Source organism: Saccharopolyspora hirsuta, from assembly GCF_008630535.1.
Taxonomy (GTDB): domain Bacteria; phylum Actinomycetota; class Actinomycetes; order Mycobacteriales; family Pseudonocardiaceae; genus Saccharopolyspora; species Saccharopolyspora hirsuta.
In genome coordinates this window covers 165,732-183,069 of sequence record NZ_VWPH01000005.1, presented here as the reverse complement: position 1 = coordinate 183,069, position 17,338 = coordinate 165,732, and the positions used below count along the sequence as shown (strand labels likewise).

The following is a 17,338-nucleotide window of genomic DNA, read 5'->3' as shown; positions in this document are numbered from 1 at the left end:
GTGTCGGCCTACCCGCTCAGGGCGCGGACGCGTTCGATCACCGGGGCGAAGGCGTCCATGTAGGGGCCGTGGACCGCGTAGTAGGTGAAGCCGTAGCGGTCGTGGTTGGCCAAGATCTGCTCGGCCATCTGCTCGACCGTGCCGATGAAGACGAACGGCGTGTCGAGCAGTTCGTCGACGGTCATGGTCTGCCCGGACCTGGCCAGGAACTCCTCGGCCGCGGCGCGGCGGTCGTCGGTGACCACGACGGCCTGGGACAGCGCCTGCCACCGCACCTGGTCGGCGCGGTCACTGGCGTGCTCGCGGGCGAAGCGCACCCGTTCGGCGGTCTCGGCGGCGGTGGCGAGGCGCAGCGTGCCGGGCGGTTGCCCGGGGACCTGGAAGGCGCCGGCGATGCCGATGACGTCGGCGGTGCGCGCGGCGATCCGCAGGATGCGGTCGCCGGTGCCGCCGACGATCAGCGGTGGCCCGTAGCCGCCGAAACCGGTGCGCTGGACCGGTCGCAGCGCGGGGATGCCGAAGTTCTCCCGGAGCGCGGCCTGCTGCTCGTAGCCGTCGGCGGCGAACAGCTCGGTCAGCTCGGCGATCAGCGATTCGAGCTGGTCGGCGCGCTCGCCGAACGGCTGCCACGGGATGCCTGCCGCGTCGAACTCCCACTTCATGTGCCCCGCGCCGAGCCCGACCTCCAGCCGCCCGCCGGTGAGCAGGTCGGTGGTGGCGATCTCGCGGGCCAGCAGCGCGGGGTTCCAGAAGGGCGCGTTGAGCACCAGGGTGCCGACCGCGAGCCGTTCCGTCGCCTGCGCCGCGGCGACGAGCGTGGGGAAGGGGGAGGCGATGCCGAGGTGGTCCCCGGCGAACACGGTGTCGTACCCGTGCTGCTCGGCGCGGCGGCAGGTCGCGGCGAAGGTCTCGGGGGAGTCCAGGCTGAAGATGTTGTAGGCGAAGCGGAATTCGGGCATGGGATCACGCTGGCGCAAGCGGACAGCGCCTGCCACCGGTTATCCGCAGAGCGAACCGCGCATTGAGTTTTGTTGCGTCTTTCGTTTCAGTGTTGATCGAAATTAAATCTCACCACCGAAGAACAGCACGAAAAGCCAGGAAGGGGCGAGGGTCAGCCAGAGGTGGACGGGGTCATGCCCCACCACAGCAGGTCGATCAGCTTCGCGGTGGGGCTGTGCCAGTCGCAGCTGGGGTCGAGGTAGAGCAGTCCGCCCAGGGCGCGCAGGACCGTCTCCGGCTCCAGGTCGCGGCGGACGGTGCCCGCCTCGACGTTGGCCTCCAGCAGGGCGCTGAGCGCGCCGCGCATCGCTTCGTGCGCCTTCGTCAGCATCTCGCTGTGCGAGGAGATGGCGGCGCCGAGCGCTTTGGCCAGGCCGCGCTTGGTCATCATGTAGCGGACCAGGTGCTCGGTGATCCAGGTGCGGAAGGCCTGCTCCGGGGGGTGCCGGGCGAGCAGGTCCGGCACGACGTCGACCAGGTGCTGCAGCTCGCGCCGGTAGACGGCGATGACGAGCGCTTCCGGGTTGGCGAAGTGCCGGTACACCGTGCCGACCCCGACACCGGCCTGCTTGGCGATGGCGTTGAACGAGATCTCGCCGGAGGTGGCCAGCGCGTTCGCCGCCGCGGCGAGGATGCGCTCGTGGTTGCGGCGGGTGTCCGCGCGCCGGGGGCTGACCGAGCCCGTCGTCATCGTCCCTCCACGTTGGCCGCCTGCTGCCTGAAATGTAGTGCACGGTCCGCGCGGAGTGCGGCAAGCTGCGGACAGGTGGACGTTTGCGAAGCGGATAAGTATCCGCTAGCGTCGGTTGCGCGGCCGGACCGGTTCCGGCCCCGGTCTCCACATCACTCCCACCACGATCATCCACGCCACCGCGGCCGTCCTGGGGTCGGTCCGCGGGAAAGGGACCCAGTGGACATCTCAATCGACATCAACGGCACGACCGAGCGGCTCAGCGTCGATCCCGGCGTGACGCTCCTGGACGCGCTCCGGGAGCAGCTCGGCGTGACCGGACCGAAGAAGGGCTGCGACCGCGGCCAGTGCGGTGCCTGCACCGTGCACGTCGGCGGCCGACCCGTGCTCTCGTGCCTGACCCTGGCCGCCACCGTGAAGCAGCCGGTGACGACCGTGGAAGGCTTGGCCGAGGAGGGGCAGCTGCACCCGGTCCAGCAGGCGTTCGTCGACCAGGACGCCCTGCAGTGCGGGTTCTGCACCTCCGGGCAGATCATGTCGGCCGTCGCGGCGGTCGAGCAGGACGTCGAGGACGTCCGCGAGTTCATGTCCGGCAACCTCTGCCGCTGCGCGGCCTACCCGAACATCGTTGCGGCGGTTGAACGAGCGAGGCGATCCGATGCGTCCCTTTGAGCTGACCGCGCCGCCGACCGTCGAAGCGGCGCTGGCCGAACCGGGTGCGTTCCTGGCGGGCGGGACCACCCTCGTCGACCTGATGAAGCTCGACGTCCTCACCCCGGCGCAGGTCGTGGACATCAACGGGCTGCCGTTGCGCGGCATCGACACCGGCGACGGGCTGCGGATCGGTGCGCTGGAGCGGATGAGCGACGTCGCGGCGCACCCCGGGGTGTACCCGGCGATCTCCAGGGCGCTGCTGCTGAGCGCTTCCCAGCAGTTGCGGAACATGGCGAGCATCGGCGGGAACCTGATGCAGCGGACCCGGTGCTCGTACTTCCGGGACGTCGCGATGCCGTGCAACCGCCGGGATCCGGGGAGCGGATGCCCGGCGCTGTCCGGGGCGAACCGGATGCACGCCGTGCTGGGCACCAGCGATTCGTGCGCGGCGACGCACGCCAGCGATCTGGCGGTGGCGCTGGTCGCGCTCGACGCGGAGGTGCGGCTGGTCAGCTCCGGGGGCAGCCGCGTGGTCCGGTTGGCCGATTTCTACCGGGTTCCGGGGGACACCCCCGAGGTCGAGACCGACCTGCGCCCCGGTGAGCTGATCAGCGAGGTCGTGGTGCCCCGGTTGGACTGGGCGTCGCGCTCCACCTACGTCAAGGTGCGGGACCGGCAGTCCTACGAGTTCGCGCTGTGCTCGGCCGCAGTGGCGCTGGACGTGCGGGATTCCCGCATCGTCGACGCGCGGGTGGCGGTCGGCGGGGTGGCGACGGTGCCGTGGCGGCTGCCCGCGGTCGAGGAGGCCCTGCGCGGCGCGCCGGTGGCGCAGGCGTCCTTCGAGGACGCGGCGTCGGTGGCGGCGGAGGGGGCCCGGCCGTTGTCCGGCAACGGTTTCAAGGTGCCGCTGCTGAAGCGGACGGTGGTCCGCGCACTGCTCGAACTGACCGAAGGGAGCAGCCTGTGACCAGCCGGTTGGACGGTCCGCTGAAAGTCACCGGGCAGGCCAAGTACGGGGCGGACCACAACTTCCCGGGCACGGCCTACGGGTATCTCGTGCTCAGCACCATCGCGCACGGCGAGATCGAGTCGATGGACGTCGCGGCGGCCGAGAGCGCTCCCGGGGTGCTCGGGGTCTACACGCCGTTCGAGCCGCTGGAGCTGAACAGGCCGCAGTCGCCGCTGTTCGGCGAGTCCTGGGTTCCGCTGCAGGACCGGGAGGTCACCTACTACGGCCAGCCGATCGGTTTCGTGGTGGCCGAGACCTTCGAGCGGGCGCGGGACGCGGCGATGCTGGTCGGGGTCACCTACCGGGAGCGTCCGGCGTCGACGTCGTTGGAGGAGGGGCTGGCGACGGCCGAGGACGCGCCCGGCACCGAGGACGTCGAGGTGCTGGCGGAGGGCGTGGAGTCCATCGAGGACGCCTTCGCGGCCAGCAGCGTGGTGGTGGAGGCGACGTACCGCACCGCGACGCAGAACCACGCCGCGATGGAGCCGCACTCGGCGGTGGCGGTGTGGGAGGACGGCACGCTGACCGTCTACAGCGGGAACCAGGGCTCGGACCTGCAGGCCGCCGAGCTGGCCAGCGCGCTGGGCGTGGACATCACGTCGGTGCGCGCGCTGAACCCGTTCGTGGGCGGGGCTTTCGGCGGCAAGGGGCGCACTTCGGCCCCGGCGTACTTGGCTGCTGCGGCGGCGAGGGTGCTCGGGCGGCCGGTGAAGGCGGCGCTGACCCGGGAGCAGGTGTTCACCGCGACGGCCGGTCGCGCCGCGACGGTGCAGAAGATCGCCTTGGGTGCGGCCGAGGACGGCACGCTGATCGCGTTGCGGCACGACTCGTGGTGCAGCACCGCGGCGGACCGCTCGTTCGTGGAGCCGACCTCGCACGGCACGTCGCGGGAGTGGTACGCGACGCAGAACCTGGCGGTCAGCCAGAAGATCGTGCCGCTGCACATCCCGCCGACCACGTTCATGCGGGCGCCGGGGGAGGCGCCGGGGTCGTTCGCGCTGGAGAGCGCGATCGACGAGCTGGCGGTGGAGCTGGGTGTGGATCCGATCGAGCTGCGGCGGCGGAACAGCTCGATCGCGCCGCCGGGCAAGGACCTGCAGTGGTCCAGCAAGCACCTCGATGAGTGCTTCCAGATCGGTGCGGAGCGGTTCGGGTGGGCGCAGCGCTCGCCGCGCGGTCGCGAGGACGGGGACTGGCTGGTGGGCATGGGGGTGGCCACGGCGATGTTCCCCGCGCTGCGGTTCCCGGCCACCGTCGAGATCACCTTGCGGGCGAATGAGACGGCGGTGATCTCGACCAGCGGTGCGGACCCGGGTACCGGTCTGCTCACGGTGCTGGCCCTGGTGGGGGCGGAGTCGCTGGCCGTTCCGGTGGAGCGGATCACGCCGCGGCTGGGCGATTCGGCGTTCCCGCCGGGCGGGATGTCCGGCGGTTCGACCGCCACCGCGAGCGCGGGTTCGGCGGTGATGGTCGCCGCCACCGAGGTGATCGATGCGCTGCTGGCCCTGGCGTCGGCGCCGGGCGCGCCGTTCGAGGGGGCGGAGGTGTCCTACGAGGACGGTCGGGTGCTGGCCGAGGACGGTCGCGCGTTGAGCTTCGGCGAGCTGCTGCGGGCGGTGAACCGCGAGTCGTTGTCGGCGACCGGTTCGTCGGCGCCGGGCGAGGAGCTGACGAAGCACTCGTTCAGCTCGTTCGGGGCGCAGTTCTGCGAGGTGCGGGTGCACAAGTGGACGCGCGAGACGCGGTTGTCGCGGATGCTCGGCGTGTTCGACTGCGGGCGGATCATCAACGAGAAGGCGGCGCGCAGCCAGGCGCTCGGCGGGATGATCTGGGGTGTGTCGGCGGCGCTGCACGAGGCGTTGGAGATCGAGGGGAGCGGTCGGCTGGCCAACGGTGACTTCGCCGGTTACCTGGTGCCGGTGAACGCCGACATCCCCGAGGCCGAGGTCGAGTTCGTCCAGTACCCGGACACGCTGCACAACGCCGTCGGGTCGAAGGGGCTGGGCGAGATCGGCACGGTCGGCGTGGCGGCGGCGGTGGCCAACGCGGTCTACAACGCCACGGGGATCCGGGTCCGCCACATCCCGATCACCATCGAGGACCTGCTGGTGGAGTAGGGCCCGGCGTGCACCGCCGCCGGTGTTCGGCGGTGGTGCACGCGCCCGGTCCGGCCCAGACTGGTCGAGGTGGCGGACGGGTCGTTCCCGCGAGCACCGCGGGGGTCGGAGGGCTGCGATGGACTACCAGGTGTTCGAGCTGGGCGATGTCCGGCTGCAGGGCGGCGCCACCCTGCGGGATGCGAAGCTGGCGTACCAGACCTACGGCGAGCTGAACGCGGACCGGTCCAACGCGATCGTGTACCCGACCTGGTACTCGGGTCAGCACTACGACAACGAGTGGCTGATCGGCGAGGGCATGGCGCTGGACCCCTCGCGGTACTTCATCATCGTGCCGAACATGCTGGGCAACGGTCTGTCGTCGTCGCCGAGCAACACGCCGCCGCCGCACGACCGGGCGCGGTTCCCGCGCGTGACGGTGCACGACAACGTGCGGTTGCAGCACCGGCTGGTCACCGAGCACTTGGGGATCGAGCGCCTGGAGCTGGTGACCGGGTGGTCGATGGGGGCGGCGCAGACCTACCAGTGGGCGCTGAGCCATCCGGAGGTGGTGCGGCGGATCCTGCCGTTCTGCGGTGCGGCGAAGACCAGCGTGCACAACATCGTGTTCCTGGAGGGGGTCAAGGCCGCGCTGACCGCTGATGCGGCGTGGCGCGACGGCTGGTACGACACCCAGCCCACGACGGGGTTGCGGGCGATGGCGCGGGTGTACGCGGGGTGGGGGTTCAGCCAGCAGTTCTACCGGGAGCGGATCTTCGAGTCCGAGCTGGACTACGGGAGCCTGGAGGACTTCCTGGTCGGGTACTGGGAGGCGTTGTTCCTCGGGCGGGATGCGAACAACCTGCTGGCGATGTTGTGGACCTGGCAGAACGCCGATCTCGGGGCGACTCCGGGGTGCGCCGGGATCGAGGAGGCGCTGGCGGGCATCCGGGCGGCGGCGGTGATCATGCCCGCTCAGCAGGACCTGTACTTCCCGCCGGAGGACAACGAGTGGGAGGTCGCGCGCGTTCCGGGGGCGGAGCTGCGGGTGATCCCCGGTGCGTGGGGGCACTTCGCGGGTGCGGGGATGAATCCGGTGGACACGGCGTTCATCGATGGCGCGCTTCGGGAGCTGCTGGCGCGGGAGGTGTGAGCGCGGGGTTGCGGCTGGCCGGGGTGGCCAGCCGCGGAGCGGCTCAGCGGTGGCGTTGTGCCGCGCGGGCGTGGGCCTGGGTGATCAGGGCCAGGGCCTGGTCGGCGGTGCGCGGTCCGGGGTTGAGGATCGAGATCCAGCCCTGGGCCGCGTAGGTGGGGTGGGGGAGGACCTGGTCCAGGGTGGTGTAGTCGAACTCGTCGTGGTGGGTGGCGTGCGCGGCGGGGGTGTGGCCGACGAGCCGGTGGAACTCGGTGCGGCCGACGTTGATGTTGAGGCGGTACACGCCGGGGCGGTCGACGTTCGAGGCGGTGTCGAACCCGGTGTAGTCCTTGGTGACGATCGTGGCGAACGGGAACGGCCGGTCGGCGGGGTCGCGGCCTTCCGGGTCGTAGTGGAAGAACGTGTCGCCCCAGGCGATTTCCGGGGCGCCGCTGGCTTCGTCGGCCGTTTCCGCCACGACGCCGGGCAGGTTGCGGGTGTGCTCGATGATGTCGGCCTCGGTCAGGCCGGTGTTCTCGCGGGTGTCCATGCCTTCAACTTTATCGTTGAAGTGCTCTTTGAGACTTTTGCTCGTGATCACCGGCCTGCCGATGTCAAACCTTCAAATCGGGGTTGTCGCGTCAGTCGTAGCCGCGGATCAGGTGGCTCTCATCGAGATCGTCGAGGTCGGGCTCGGTGCGGTCCTGGGCGGGGAGGTGGAGGTCGTCGTGGTCCGGGTCGAAGGAGTCGTAGCGCTGGTGGGCGGTGAGGGGGTCGGAGAGCGTCATGCCCGGCTCCTTTCGACGCGGAAGTGATTGCCCGATGGTGCTTCTCGGCACTGGAGATCGCATCGCGACCCGCTCAGGGGCTGATCGGAATCGCCCGGTCGAGCAGGTGATCGACGTTGATCAGGAACGATACTGATCTCTATCATTTCAGTGTTGATCGAAATTAAATCCCGAACCCGAACTCACATCAGCACACACCGGAAAAGATCGCCTCGACGGCGATCAGCTTCGCGGGGTGAGGCGGATTCCGCTGCGGGGGCCGAGGTATCGGCCGTCCTCGACGACGGTGCGGCCGCCCTGGCACACCCACGGGATCCCGGCGGGCTGCTGCAGCGGGTCCTGGTAGTCGCCGCGGTCGCGGACCGTTCGCGGGTCGAAGGCGACGAGGTCGGCGACCTTGCCGGGAGCGATCAGGCCGCGGTCGGGGATGCCGAAGATCTGCGCGGGCAGCCAGGTCATCCGGTGCACGGCCTCGGGCAGGGTGAGCACTTCGCGGTCGCGGGTGTAGCGGCCGAGGACGCGGGGGAAGGTGCTGGTCAGGCGGGGGTGCGGTCGGCCGCCGGTGCCGGGCGGCAGGCCGTCGGAGCCGATGGCGGTGCGCGGGTCGGCCAGGGCGAGTTCGAGGTCGTCCTCGTGCATGCTGAAGTGGATCATCGCGGCGCGCAGCCGCTCGGTGACCAGGACGTCGATGAGGGCGTCGACGGGTTCGGCGCCGGTGGCCTCGGCGATCTCGGCCAGGGTGCGGCCTTCGTGGCGGTGGCTGGCGGTGGTGGCGATCTCGTCGCGGGTGGCCGGGCTGGTGAGCCGGGCGAGGATCTCCTCGGGGCTGCCGACGAGGAGGTGGCTGGGCAGCAGGGCGGTGAGCATCGTGGAGGACGCGGTGTAGGGGTAGACGTCCTGGTGGACGGTCTGGCCGTGCTGGCGGGCGCGGTCGAGCCGGTCGAGGGCGGTGCGCATGGTGCCCCAGTTGCGGCGGCCGGTGACCTTGAGGTGGGAGATGTGGGTTCGTCCGGCGACGGCGCCGATGCGCAGGGCTTCGTCGAGGGAGTCCAGCAGCGCGTCGCCCTCGTTGCGCATGTGCGTGACGTAGTGGCCGCTGCCGCCGAGGACGGTGGCGAGGTCGGTGAGCTCGTCGGTGGTGGCGAAGACGGCGGGTGGGTAGATCAGGCCGCTGGACAGGCCGAAGGCGCCGGCGGTCATGCCCTCCTCGAGGGCGGTGCGCATGGTGCGGCGGGCGTCGTCGTCGGGGGCTGCGTCGGTCATGCCGGTGGCGGCGATGCGGAGGGTGCCGTGGCCGACCAGCGGGCAGTAGTTGGTGACGTAACCGGCGGCGTCGGTGGCGGCGAACAGGTCGTGGAAGCCGGTCCAGGTGAGCTGCAGGGGTGCGAAGAGGCGCTGCAGGAAGGTGGCGAGGGTGTCGTGGTGGTCGCGGCTGCGCGGGGCGAGGCTGAAGCCGCAGTTGCCGACGATCTCGGTGGTGATGCCCTGGTGGATCTTGGTGGTGTCGTCGGTGGGGAGCAGGGGTGCGTTGTCGGCGTGGGAGTGGACGTCGATGAAGCCGGGGGCGAGGACGAGGCCGGTGAGGTCGCGGCGGGGGATGTCGGGCGGGAAGGCGCCGGGGGTGTCGACGGCGGCGATCCTGTCGTCGCGCAGGAGGACGTCGGCGGGGCGCAGCGGGGTCGTGGTGCCGTCGGCGAGGTGTGCTCCGGTGAGCAGGAGTTCGGTCACGGTGGTGGCCTCCGGGTGGGGTGGAATATCCGGGGTTGTGCGATGTTGTCGGTGGTAGTTGTCGATTTTCAGGGGTGTGCGCGGTGCACGGTGAGTACAAGGTTCCCGGTGGGAAGCTGGTCGTGGTCGATCTGGACGTGGTGGACGGCCGGTTGTCCGGGGTGCGGGTGAGCGGTGATTTCTTCCTGGAGCCGGATGAGGCGTTGGAGTCGATCAACGGGGCGCTGACCGGGGCGCCGGTGGACGCCGACGGGGTGGAGCTGGCCGCTCGGATCCACAGTGGACTTCCGGTGGGGGCGCGGTTGGTGGGGTTCGACGCGGAGGCGGTCGCGGTGGCGGTGCGGCGGGCGTTGTCGCGGGCGTCGGACTGGGGTGATCACGAGTGGCGGTTGGTGCACGACGGGCCGCAGACGCCGTTGATGCACATGGCGTTGGACCAGGTGCTGGCCGAGGAGGTGGGTGCGGGGCGGCGGGCTCCGACGTTGCGGTTCTGGGAGTGGGCGGCGCCGTCGGTGATCATCGGCAGCTTCCAGTCGGTGCGCAACGAGGTGGACCTGGAGGGGGCGCGGCGGCACGGGATCGAGGTGGTGCGGCGGATCACCGGTGGTGGGGCGATGTTCGTGGAGCCGGGCAACACGGTGACGTATTCGCTGTACGCGCCGGCGTCGTTGGTGGCGGGGATGAGTTTCGCGGAGTCCTACGCGTTCTTGGACGACTGGGTGCTGGGTGTGCTGCGGGATCTGGGGTTGAACGTGTGGTACCAGCCGTTGAACGACATTGCGTCGGATGCGGGCAAGATCGGTGGGGCGGCGCAGAAGCGGTTGGCCTCGGGTGCGGTGCTGCACCACGTGACGATGTCCTACAGCATCGATGCGGACAAGATGGGTGAGGTGCTGCGGGTGGGCAAGGAGAAGCTGTCGGACAAGGGGGTGACGAGCGCGAAGAAGCGGGTGGATCCGCTGCGGCGGCAGACGGGGTTGGCGCGCGAGGTGATCATCGATCGGTTGATCGGGGGGTTCCGGGATCGGTTCGGGCTGGTGGAGGGGCCGGTGACCGATGCCGAGCGCGCGCGGGCGCAGGAGTTGATCGAGTCGAAGTTCGCGACTCGGGAGTGGTTGTTGCGGGTGCCGTGAGGTTCAGGTGAGGAGTTCGGGGATCCCCGGGGTGTTGCGCTTGCGGCGGAGCCAGACCTTGCGGGTGCCGTCGGAGTAGAGCAGGACGCGGGAGAGCTCCCAGCCGGAGAACTCGGCGTGGATGCTGAGCTGGGTCGCTGCGCTCAGGCGGGTGACGCCCGGGGGCAGGCGCAGCGGCCGGTACTCCCAGTCGGTGTCGGTCTGGGTCCCTTCCGGGGTTGTGGTCATGGCGTCACCACCTGGTATCCGGCGCCGTTGGCGGAGGCGATGTAGATCGTTCCGGTGTCGGGGTCGACTGCGACGCTGTTGGGTTGGGTGATGGTGGGCAGCCGGTGGCGTTCGGTGGGTTCGCCGCCGGCGATGTCGTAGCCGACGATTTCGTTGGTTGCGGTCAGTGTGACCCAGGCTAGGTCGCGGGTGGGGTCGTAGGCGAGGCCGTAGGGGGCGCCGGGGACGGGGTAGCGCTGCTTCATCACCAGGGGGTCGGTGCTGAAGGCGAGGAGTTCCTGGCCTCGGGTGTCGATGGTGAGGATGCGTCCGTAGCGGTCGCCGACGGCGTTGGTGGCGCCCTTTCCGGCGCGCAGGCCTGCGCCTTTGTCGCCGGTGGTGGGGTTGATGGGGGTCAGGGCGGTGGTGAGGCGGTCCAGGACGTAGAGGTCGTGGGGGGTGGGCAGGAGTTGGGCGGGGCCTTGGAGGTTGTCGGCGGTGGCGGTGGGGGTGCCGTTGCGCAGGATGGTGACGGTGGCGGGGTTGCGCAGGGCGACGGCGGTGCGTTCGGGGTCGAGGTCGGCGGCGTAGACCGGGCCGCCGGGCACGGGGGTGGTGCTGGTGCGGGCGGTGCGCAGGTCGGTGCGGGCGATCTCGTCGGTGTCGGGGAGGGCGGCGAGGAGTTGGCCGTCGGCGAGGTGCAGTGCGGCGGGGGCGCTGGGCAGGGTGGTGGTCTGCTGGGCGCCGGTGGTGGTGTTGGTGAGGGTGAGGGTGGGTCCGCTGGCCAGCACGAGGGTGTGGGTGGTGGGGTCGTAGGCGGTGTGCTGGATGGGGGGTGCGGGGTGGACGGTGCCGGCCGGTGGGGTGGTGGCGGGTGGTGAGGTGGCCGGGGTGGCGGCGGTGAGGGTGTCGGTGACCTGGAGGGGGTCGCTGGGTTTGTCGGTCGCGCAGCCGGTGAGCAGGGTGGCGATCAGGCACGTGATGACCAGACGGCGCAACGAGGCCCTCCTTGGTGGTGCTGGCCCGCGGGTGGCGGGGTTGTTGGTTCCAGCATCCCTGATGGCCGGTCGGGCGGTGTGGTGTGGTCAGGGTTGGGGTGGGGTGTCGGTGGGGGCGCTGATGTCGTCGAGGGCGGCGCGGATGGCGGGCGGGAGGGTGAGGTCTTCGGCGGCGAGGGCGGTTTTGAGCTGGCTGGTGGTGCGGGTGCCGAGGACGGGGGCGGTGACGCCGGGGCGGTCGCGGACCCAGGCGAGGGCGACGTGGGCGGGTGGGGTGCCGAGTCCTTCGGCGGCGGTGAGCACGGCGTGCACGATGCGGGCGGCGCGTTCGGTGCGGTGGTGTTCGACGTAGCTGGCCAGGGGGCCGGCGCCGCGGGAGTCGGCGGGGGTGGAGTTGCGGTACTTGCCGGTGAGGACGCCGCGGCCGAGGGGTGCCCAGGCGAGCAGGCCGAGTCCGTGGTGGGTGGCGGCGGGGATGACTTCGCGTTCGGGGGTGCGGTCGAGCAGGGAGTACTCGTGCTGGGTGGAGATGAGGGGGGTGCGGGTGGGGTGGGCGCGCTGGTGGGTGGCGGCGGTGGCCAGTTGCCAGCCTGCGTAGTTGGCGGTGCCGGCGTAGCGGACGCGTCCGGTGGTGGTGGCGGTGTCGATGGCGGCGAGGGTTTCGTCGAGGGGGACGGCGGGGTCCCAGGCGTGGAGCTGCCAGAGGTCGATGTGGTCGGTCTGCAGACGGCGCAGGGAGTCGTCGAGGGCGGCGAGCAGGGAGCCGCGGGAGGCGCCGCCGCCGAAGGGGCCGGGTTTGCGGCGGGCGGCGGCGGTGGTGGCCAGGACGATCTCGTCGCGGGGGATGTGGTGGGTGAGCAGTTCGCCGAGGATGGTTTCGGCGTGGCCGTCCTGGTAGACGTCGGCGGTGTCGACGAGGGTGCCGCCGGCGTCGTGGAAGGTCGACAGCTGTTCGGCGGCTTGGTCGGCGTCGGTGTCGAGCCCCCAGGTCATGGTGCCGAGGGCGAGGCGGGAGACGCGGAGGCCGCTGCGGCCGAGTTGTCGGTGTTCCACGGTGGGGAGGGTATTCGGTGCGGGGGCGTTGGTCGGTGAGGTTGGGGCGGCGGGTCTGCTGCGGGGTGGCCCGGATCACAGGGTCGGTTTGGTCCGGATCGCTGTTGTTGCGGTGGGTGATCGACTGGTCGCTGACCTGGGGGATGCGGGGTGGGCAGGGCGGCGATCGGGTGAGGTGGGGGATGCTGCAAGATTTGGGGCGGTCTTTCCGGTCGCCCCGCGCGTGGGGCGGGTGCCGGGTTCGTCGGCGACTGTGTGCTGGAGTGGGTTTCGTTGTCGTGGTTGCAGGCCATGGTGTTGGCCGTGGTCCAGGGGCTGACCGAGTTCCTGCCGATCTCGTCGTCCGGGCATTTGCGGATCGTGTCGGAGTTGTTCTTCGGTGATGACGCGGGTGCGTCGTTCACCGCGGTGACGCAGATCGGTACCGAGCTGGCGGTGGTGATCTACTTCGCCAAGGACATCGTGCGGTTGGTGGCGGTGTGGTTCCGCGGGTTGTTCAACGCCGAGGTGCGGCGGACGCAGGACTACCGGTTGGCGTGGTACGTGATCGTGGGCAGCATCCCGATCGGGGTGCTGGGGTTGTTGTTCCAGGACTACATCCGCTCGACGTTGCGGAGCTTGTGGATCACCGGGGCGATGCTGATCGTGTTCGGCGTGCTGATGGGGTTGGCCGAGCGGTTCGGGCAGCAGCGCCGGGGGCAGGACCGGTTGCAGCTGCGCGATGGTGTGGTGATGGGTTTCGCGCAGTCGCTGGCGCTGATCCCGGGTGTGTCGCGGTCGGGCGGCACGATCACGGCGGGTCTGACGCTGGGGCTGGACCGGCCGACGGCGGTGCGGTTCTCGTTCCTGCTGGCGATCCCGGCGGTGTTCGCGGCGGGGTTGTCGGAGATCCCGCACGTGTTCGAGCCGTCCTCGCACGGTCTGCAGCCGTCGGTGGCGCAGATGGTGGTGGCCACGGTGGTGGCCGGGGTGGTCGGTTACGCGGTGATCGCGTGGCTGCTGCGGTTCGTGGAGCGGCACAGCGTGTACCTGTTCGTGTGGTACCGGATCGTGCTGGGTCTGCTGGTGTTCGCGCTGCTGGGCTTCGGGGTCATGCAGCCCTGAGGTGAGGTGTTCGGGGAACGCGGTCCGTGCCCGGTGGGCGCGGGCCGCGTTCGTTTCTCGGTGGCCTACCCTCGGCGGACGTGGCGACTCTCATCTTGTTGCGGCATGCGCGTTCGGCGGCCAACGGTTCGGGGATCCTGGCGGGCCGGTCGGCCGGTGTGGGGTTGGACGGGACCGGCGAGGGCCAGGCCGCGGGGCTGGTGGAGCGGTTGGCGGGGGTGCCGCTGCGGGAGGTGGTGGTCTCGCCGTTGCAGCGCTGCCGGGAGACCGTGGCGGGGCTGGTGGCCGAGCGGGGGTTGTCGCCGGTGGTGGAGCCGGATCTGGCCGAGGTGGACTACGGGGAGTGGACCGGCCGCAAGATCAGCGAGTTGACGCAGGAGCCGTTGTGGCGGGTGGTGCAGCAGCACCCGTCGGCGGCGGTGTTCCCGGCCGGTGAGGGGTTGGCGCAGGTGCAGGCGCGGGCGGTGGCCGCGGTGCGGGCGTGGGACCGCCGGTTGGGGGCCGAGGAGGTGTGGCTGGCCTGCACGCACGGGGATGTGATCAAGGCGGTGCTGGCCGATGCGCTGGGGATGCACCTGGATGCGTTCCAGCGGATCGTGGTGGATCCGTGTTCGGTGAGCGTGGTGCGCTACACCGAGACGCGGCCGTTCGTGGTGAAGGTCAACGACACCGGTGGGGACGTCTCGGCGCTGCTGCCGCCGAAGGAGTCCGCGGCTTCGGATGCGGTGGTCGGGGGTTCGACGGGTGGTTCGGCGGGGTGATCTCAGGCGCGCAGGTGCACGAGGTGGCAGCGGGCGTCGGCGGGCAGGACGCGGTGGGTGCCGCCGGTGAAGCGGACGCGGACGTGCTGCTCGGTGTCGGGGGTGACCTGTTCGACGATGCCGACCGGGCCGATCGGCCCGTGCAGGCGGACGGGGTCGCCGGGCAGCAGTTCGTCGGCGCGGAGGCGTTCGCGGTTGATCGCCGGGGAGGCCGGGCGCAGCCAGCGGGTGGTGGCGTACCAGGCGGTGCAGGTCAGCGCGGGCAGGGCCAGCGGTAGCCAGGCGGCGAGGTCGACGAGCGCGAGCCCGGGGGCGGCTCCGGCCAGCGCGGCCCAGATGCCGGAGCTGATGGGGTGGCGGCCGAGCTGGAGCCAGCCGGTGGTGCGGATGGTGCCGTCGGGGCGCTGACCGCGCGGGGGTGGGGGCAGTTCGTCGGGGAAGTCGAAGTGGTCGGGGTCGAGGCTGTCGCGGGTGGTTTCCGGGGCGGTCTTGCCCAGCGGTTCGCGGGCGTCGGTCTGGATCGCGGCGATCTCCGCGGTGATCTCGGCCGGGTCGACCTCGGGTCGGGGTGGGGTGGGGTCGGTGCGCAGGGGTGTGTCGAAGCGGGCGGTGCCGGGGTTGAGCAGGGTGTTGAGCATCGACACCTCGGTGTCGCGGCGGTGCCCGCAGGTCGGGCAGCTCAGCGCGACGCCGGTGGGGGCCTGGTCGTCGGGTCCGGCGGTCAGCGGGCCGTGGCCGCGGGGGCATCGCGGTGCGTGGGGCCCGTTCTCGAGGATGTGCAGGGCGCTGGTGCGGTCGGTGTCGGGGTTCACCATCGGGTGGTCCACCTCAGCTTGCCGTCGTCGTCGCGTTCGCAGCTGGCTGCCGCGCCGCTGGGGGTGCGGGCGACGTCGCCTTCGCGGGAGCAGCGCTGGTTCTCGGTGACCACCGGCGGCCACTCCTCCTCCGGGGTCTCGGAGGTGGTGGTCGTGGTGGTGCGCTGCTCATCGCGGTCGGGGTCGGGTCGGTGTCGCGGCGGTGCCGGTGGGCTCGGCCGCTGCGTGGTCGTCGGGGTGCTGGTCGGGGTCGGGGTGCGGCTGGTGGTCTTGCGGGTCGGGGTGGGTTGTGGTTCGGGGGTCGTGGTGCTCGGGGTGGGTGGTGCCGGTGGTGGGGGAGCTGCGGGTGGTGGTGCCGGTTGGGCGAGTTCGGGGCTCGCCGAGGTGGGCAGGGCGTTGACGCCTGCGGCGGCGGTCGCGGCCAGCAGCGCGGCGGCGGGCAGCGCTCGGACGGCTGCGGGGGTGCGCCACCACCAGCGGCGCAGCGGGGCAGGGGTCTCGGCTGGCAACGGAAGAAGCTCCTTGTCGCGTTGGTGCCGTGTTTTCCCCGACCGGCGGGCCGAATAGTAGCGAACGCATCACGATTCGGTGTCCGGACGACGAACCCGAGCTCGGCGGGAAGGGCTGTTTCCGGTGCGCACGACGATGGGAACAGGCGAATGTGATCTACACCTCGCGGGCGTGGAAATGCCTGTCATGAGCCGAAAACGCACGGCTGGACACGAAGTGTCACGGTGCTGATCGCTCCGTTGTGGACAGTCCACAGGGGAGCGTGATTTCAGCTGTTCTTAAGCGCGCGTTATGCCCGGGGTTGGCTCCAGCGGTGGCGGAACCTCGCGGTGGCGCTGGATGTCAGGAGGACTCCGCGCCGAGGCGCGATCGGGCTAGGCGGAGATGCGTTGGTGGCGCGGTTGGGCTTGGCCCGCCAGGATGATGCGGCGCAGCTCGTCCAGGGACAGGCCCACCGCGTCGGCCAGCGCCGCGACGGTGAAGAACGCCGGGGTGGGGATCCGGCCCTTCTCGATCTTGCGCAACGTCTCGGTGGAGATCCCCGCGGTCGCGGCGATCTCGACCATGCTGCGCTCGCCGCGCGCGTCCCGCAGGGCCTGGCCCAGCAGCTCGCCCCGGCGCAGCTCGTGCTCGGTGAGCGGTTCACGCACCATGACCGTGATACTAATATCGGTATAGTTATTGGGCCAGTGCTGCTGGAGCCACCCGTGATCGAGCTGAAGACCGCCACCGAGATCGACGCCCTGCGCGAAGCGGGCCGCATCGCCGCCCAAGCCCTGCACGCCGTGCGCGAGCACGCCCGGGTCGGCACCGCGCTGCGCGAGCTCGACGAACTCGCCCGCACCGTCCTCGCCGACGCCGGTGCCCGGCCGGTGTTCGACGGCTACCACCCCCGCTGGGCGCCCGGGCCGTTCCCCGGTGCGATCCGCACCTCGGTCAACGACGCCCTCGCCCGCGGCATCCCGGACCGCACCCGCCTGGCCGAGGGCGACCTGATCAGCGTCGAGTGCGCCGCACGCCACCACGACTGGGTCGGCGCCGCCGCGATCACCTTCACCGTCGGCACACCTGGTCCCGGCGACGCCGAGCTGGTGCAGGCCGCCGAACAGGCCCTGGCCGACGGCATCGCCGCTGCCCGGCCCGGAGCTCGCCTCGGCGAGATCTCCCGCGCCATCGGCGTGCTCGGGCGCAGCGCGGGCTACGGCATCCCCAGCGGACTCGGCGGCCACGGCATCGGCCGCGACCTGCACGAGGCACCGCAGGTGCCCAACGACGGCCACCCCGGCAAAGGCGTTCCGCTGCGCCCGGGGCTGGTGCTGACGATCGAACCGATGCTGCTGGCCGGTGGCTCCGATGCCACCTGCGCCGACGACGACGGGTGGACGGTGCGCACCGGCGACGGCAGCCGCGCCGCCCACGTCGGGCACACCGTCGCCATCACCGCCGACGGTCCGCGGATTCTCACCGCGCTCTGAACCCTATTCTCGGGAATATTCCACCCAGATCGTCGCAAAAAGGATTCCCGGATCCCGCCGAAACCGCGCTGCCCGGCGAATGCGGAGCAGATCGCGCTCCCGTCAACCCCCGAAGGTCCCCTTTCCCGCCACCACGGCGATGATCAACGCCACATGCGGCGCGACGTGGTCATCCGGATACT

General features: G+C 71.1%; 19 protein-coding genes. 8 read left to right on the top strand and 11 right to left on the bottom strand.

The features are described 5' to 3' along the window. Positions 1–8: 8 nt before the first annotated feature. Positions 9–959, bottom strand: a complete 951-nt coding sequence (locus tag F1721_RS11735) for an LLM class F420-dependent oxidoreductase (RefSeq protein ID WP_150066654.1) — start codon at positions 957–959, stop codon at positions 9–11. A gap of 152 nt (positions 960–1,111) precedes the next feature. Continuing rightward, positions 1,112–1,690 (bottom strand): TetR/AcrR family transcriptional regulator, encoded by a 579-nt coding sequence (locus tag F1721_RS11730; RefSeq protein WP_150066653.1) that lies wholly within the window; start codon positions 1,688–1,690, stop codon positions 1,112–1,114. 219 nt (positions 1,691–1,909) lie between these two features. Here F1721_RS11730 and F1721_RS11725 point away from each other — a divergent pair, with 219 nt between their 5' ends. From F1721_RS11725 to F1721_RS11710, 4 genes are all read left to right on the top strand, one after another. Further along, a complete protein-coding gene (locus F1721_RS11725) occupies positions 1,910–2,362 on the top strand; it encodes a (2Fe-2S)-binding protein (RefSeq protein WP_150066652.1) in 453 nt (150 codons plus the stop codon). Then, positions 2,349–3,311, top strand: coding sequence for an FAD binding domain-containing protein (locus tag F1721_RS11720; RefSeq protein ID WP_150066651.1), 963 nt, complete (start codon positions 2,349–2,351; stop codon positions 3,309–3,311). The genes F1721_RS11725 and F1721_RS11720 overlap by 14 nt, the downstream gene beginning before the upstream one ends. Beyond that, positions 3,308–5,470 (top strand): xanthine dehydrogenase family protein molybdopterin-binding subunit, encoded by a 2,163-nt coding sequence (locus tag F1721_RS11715; RefSeq protein WP_150066650.1) that lies wholly within the window; start codon positions 3,308–3,310, stop codon positions 5,468–5,470. Before F1721_RS11720 ends, F1721_RS11715 begins: the two co-directional genes overlap by 4 nt. A 118-nt stretch (positions 5,471–5,588) precedes the next feature. After that, positions 5,589–6,602 (top strand): alpha/beta fold hydrolase, encoded by a 1,014-nt coding sequence (locus F1721_RS11710; protein WP_150066649.1) that lies wholly within the window; start codon positions 5,589–5,591, stop codon positions 6,600–6,602. A gap of 43 nt (positions 6,603–6,645) precedes the next feature. On the opposite strand, the gene F1721_RS11705 is transcribed toward F1721_RS11710, so the two are convergent. From F1721_RS11705 to F1721_RS11700, 3 genes are all read right to left on the bottom strand, one after another. After that, positions 6,646–7,134 (bottom strand): DUF6194 family protein, encoded by a 489-nt coding sequence (locus tag F1721_RS11705; protein WP_150066648.1) that lies wholly within the window; start codon positions 7,132–7,134, stop codon positions 6,646–6,648. 91 nt (positions 7,135–7,225) lie between these two features. After that, positions 7,226–7,372 (bottom strand): hypothetical protein, encoded by a 147-nt coding sequence (locus F1721_RS34380; protein WP_170301459.1) that lies wholly within the window; start codon positions 7,370–7,372, stop codon positions 7,226–7,228. Positions 7,373–7,594: 222 nt separating this feature from the next. Next, positions 7,595–9,100 (bottom strand): N-acyl-D-amino-acid deacylase family protein, encoded by a 1,506-nt coding sequence (locus tag F1721_RS11700; protein ID WP_150066647.1) that lies wholly within the window; start codon positions 9,098–9,100, stop codon positions 7,595–7,597. Between the two features lie 83 nt (positions 9,101–9,183). On the opposite strand from F1721_RS11700, the gene lplAB reads away from it, so the two are divergent. After that, the gene (gene lplAB, locus F1721_RS11695) at positions 9,184–10,233 is read left to right on the top strand and encodes a lipoate-protein ligase LplAB (protein WP_150066646.1); all 1,050 of its coding nucleotides are present in this window, start codon (positions 9,184–9,186) and stop codon (positions 10,231–10,233) included. 3 nt (positions 10,234–10,236) lie between these two features. On the opposite strand, the gene F1721_RS11690 is transcribed toward lplAB, so the two are convergent. From F1721_RS11690 to F1721_RS11680, 3 genes are all read right to left on the bottom strand, one after another. Beyond that, on the bottom strand, positions 10,237–10,461 hold the full coding sequence (locus F1721_RS11690) for a DUF5703 family protein (RefSeq protein WP_150066645.1): 225 nt from the start codon (positions 10,459–10,461) through the stop codon (positions 10,237–10,239). Further along, positions 10,458–11,438, bottom strand: a complete 981-nt coding sequence (locus F1721_RS11685; protein WP_150066644.1) for a YncE family protein — start codon at positions 11,436–11,438, stop codon at positions 10,458–10,460. The genes F1721_RS11690 and F1721_RS11685 overlap by 4 nt, the downstream gene beginning before the upstream one ends. An 87-nt stretch (positions 11,439–11,525) precedes the next feature. Further along, positions 11,526–12,491, bottom strand: coding sequence for an aldo/keto reductase (locus F1721_RS11680; RefSeq protein WP_150066643.1), 966 nt, complete (start codon positions 12,489–12,491; stop codon positions 11,526–11,528). A 273-nt stretch (positions 12,492–12,764) separates the two neighbouring features. On the opposite strand from F1721_RS11680, the gene F1721_RS11675 reads away from it, so the two are divergent. Together F1721_RS11675 and F1721_RS11670 are read left to right on the top strand one after the other, a co-directional pair. Beyond that, positions 12,765–13,595 (top strand): undecaprenyl-diphosphate phosphatase, encoded by an 831-nt coding sequence (locus F1721_RS11675; protein ID WP_150066642.1) that lies wholly within the window; start codon positions 12,765–12,767, stop codon positions 13,593–13,595. Between the two features lie 80 nt (positions 13,596–13,675). Next, entirely contained in the window at positions 13,676–14,356 is a 681-nt protein-coding gene (locus tag F1721_RS11670; RefSeq protein ID WP_150066641.1) for an MSMEG_4193 family putative phosphomutase, read from the top strand. Between the two features lie 2 nt (positions 14,357–14,358). Here the strand turns inward: F1721_RS11670 and F1721_RS11665 are convergent, their stop codons facing one another. The 3 genes from F1721_RS11665 to F1721_RS11655 all read right to left on the bottom strand — a co-directional run bounded on the left by F1721_RS11665 (position 14,359) and on the right by F1721_RS11655 (position 16,334). Continuing rightward, positions 14,359–15,171, bottom strand: a complete 813-nt coding sequence (locus tag F1721_RS11665) for a hypothetical protein (RefSeq protein ID WP_150066640.1) — start codon at positions 15,169–15,171, stop codon at positions 14,359–14,361. Next, complete coding sequence (locus tag F1721_RS11660) at positions 15,165–15,680, bottom strand: hypothetical protein (RefSeq protein WP_150066639.1); 516 nt, start codon at positions 15,678–15,680, stop codon at positions 15,165–15,167. The genes F1721_RS11665 and F1721_RS11660 overlap by 7 nt, the downstream gene beginning before the upstream one ends. Before the next feature lie 375 nt (positions 15,681–16,055). Continuing rightward, on the bottom strand, positions 16,056–16,334 hold the full coding sequence (locus F1721_RS11655) for a helix-turn-helix domain-containing protein (RefSeq protein WP_150066638.1): 279 nt from the start codon (positions 16,332–16,334) through the stop codon (positions 16,056–16,058). A gap of 54 nt (positions 16,335–16,388) precedes the next feature. On the opposite strand from F1721_RS11655, the gene map reads away from it, so the two are divergent. Then, a complete protein-coding gene (gene map / locus F1721_RS11650) occupies positions 16,389–17,156 on the top strand; it encodes a type I methionyl aminopeptidase (protein ID WP_150066637.1) in 768 nt (255 codons plus the stop codon). Positions 17,157–17,338 lie beyond the last annotated feature (182 nt).

Excerpts from the sequence above, each read along its gene's own strand:
- F1721_RS11665 (WP_150066640.1), bottom strand. The coding sequence starts at position 15,171 with ATGGTGAACCCCGACACCGACCGCACCAGCGCCCTGCACATCCTCGAG.
- F1721_RS11690 (WP_150066645.1), bottom strand. The coding sequence starts at position 10,461 with ATGACCACAACCCCGGAAGGGACCCAGACCGACACCGACTGGGAGTAC.
- F1721_RS34380 (WP_170301459.1), bottom strand. The coding sequence starts at position 7,372 with ATGACGCTCTCCGACCCCCTCACCGCCCACCAGCGCTACGACTCCTTC.
- F1721_RS11720 (WP_150066651.1), top strand. The coding sequence starts at position 2,349 with ATGCGTCCCTTTGAGCTGACCGCGCCGCCGACCGTCGAAGCGGCGCTG.
- F1721_RS11710 (WP_150066649.1), top strand. The coding sequence starts at position 5,589 with ATGGACTACCAGGTGTTCGAGCTGGGCGATGTCCGGCTGCAGGGCGGC.
- F1721_RS11730 (WP_150066653.1), bottom strand. The coding sequence starts at position 1,690 with ATGACGACGGGCTCGGTCAGCCCCCGGCGCGCGGACACCCGCCGCAAC.
- F1721_RS11655 (WP_150066638.1), bottom strand. The coding sequence starts at position 16,334 with ATGGTGCGTGAACCGCTCACCGAGCACGAGCTGCGCCGGGGCGAGCTG.
- F1721_RS11705 (WP_150066648.1), bottom strand. The coding sequence starts at position 7,134 with ATGGACACCCGCGAGAACACCGGCCTGACCGAGGCCGACATCATCGAG.
- F1721_RS11735 (WP_150066654.1), bottom strand. The coding sequence starts at position 959 with ATGCCCGAATTCCGCTTCGCCTACAACATCTTCAGCCTGGACTCCCCC.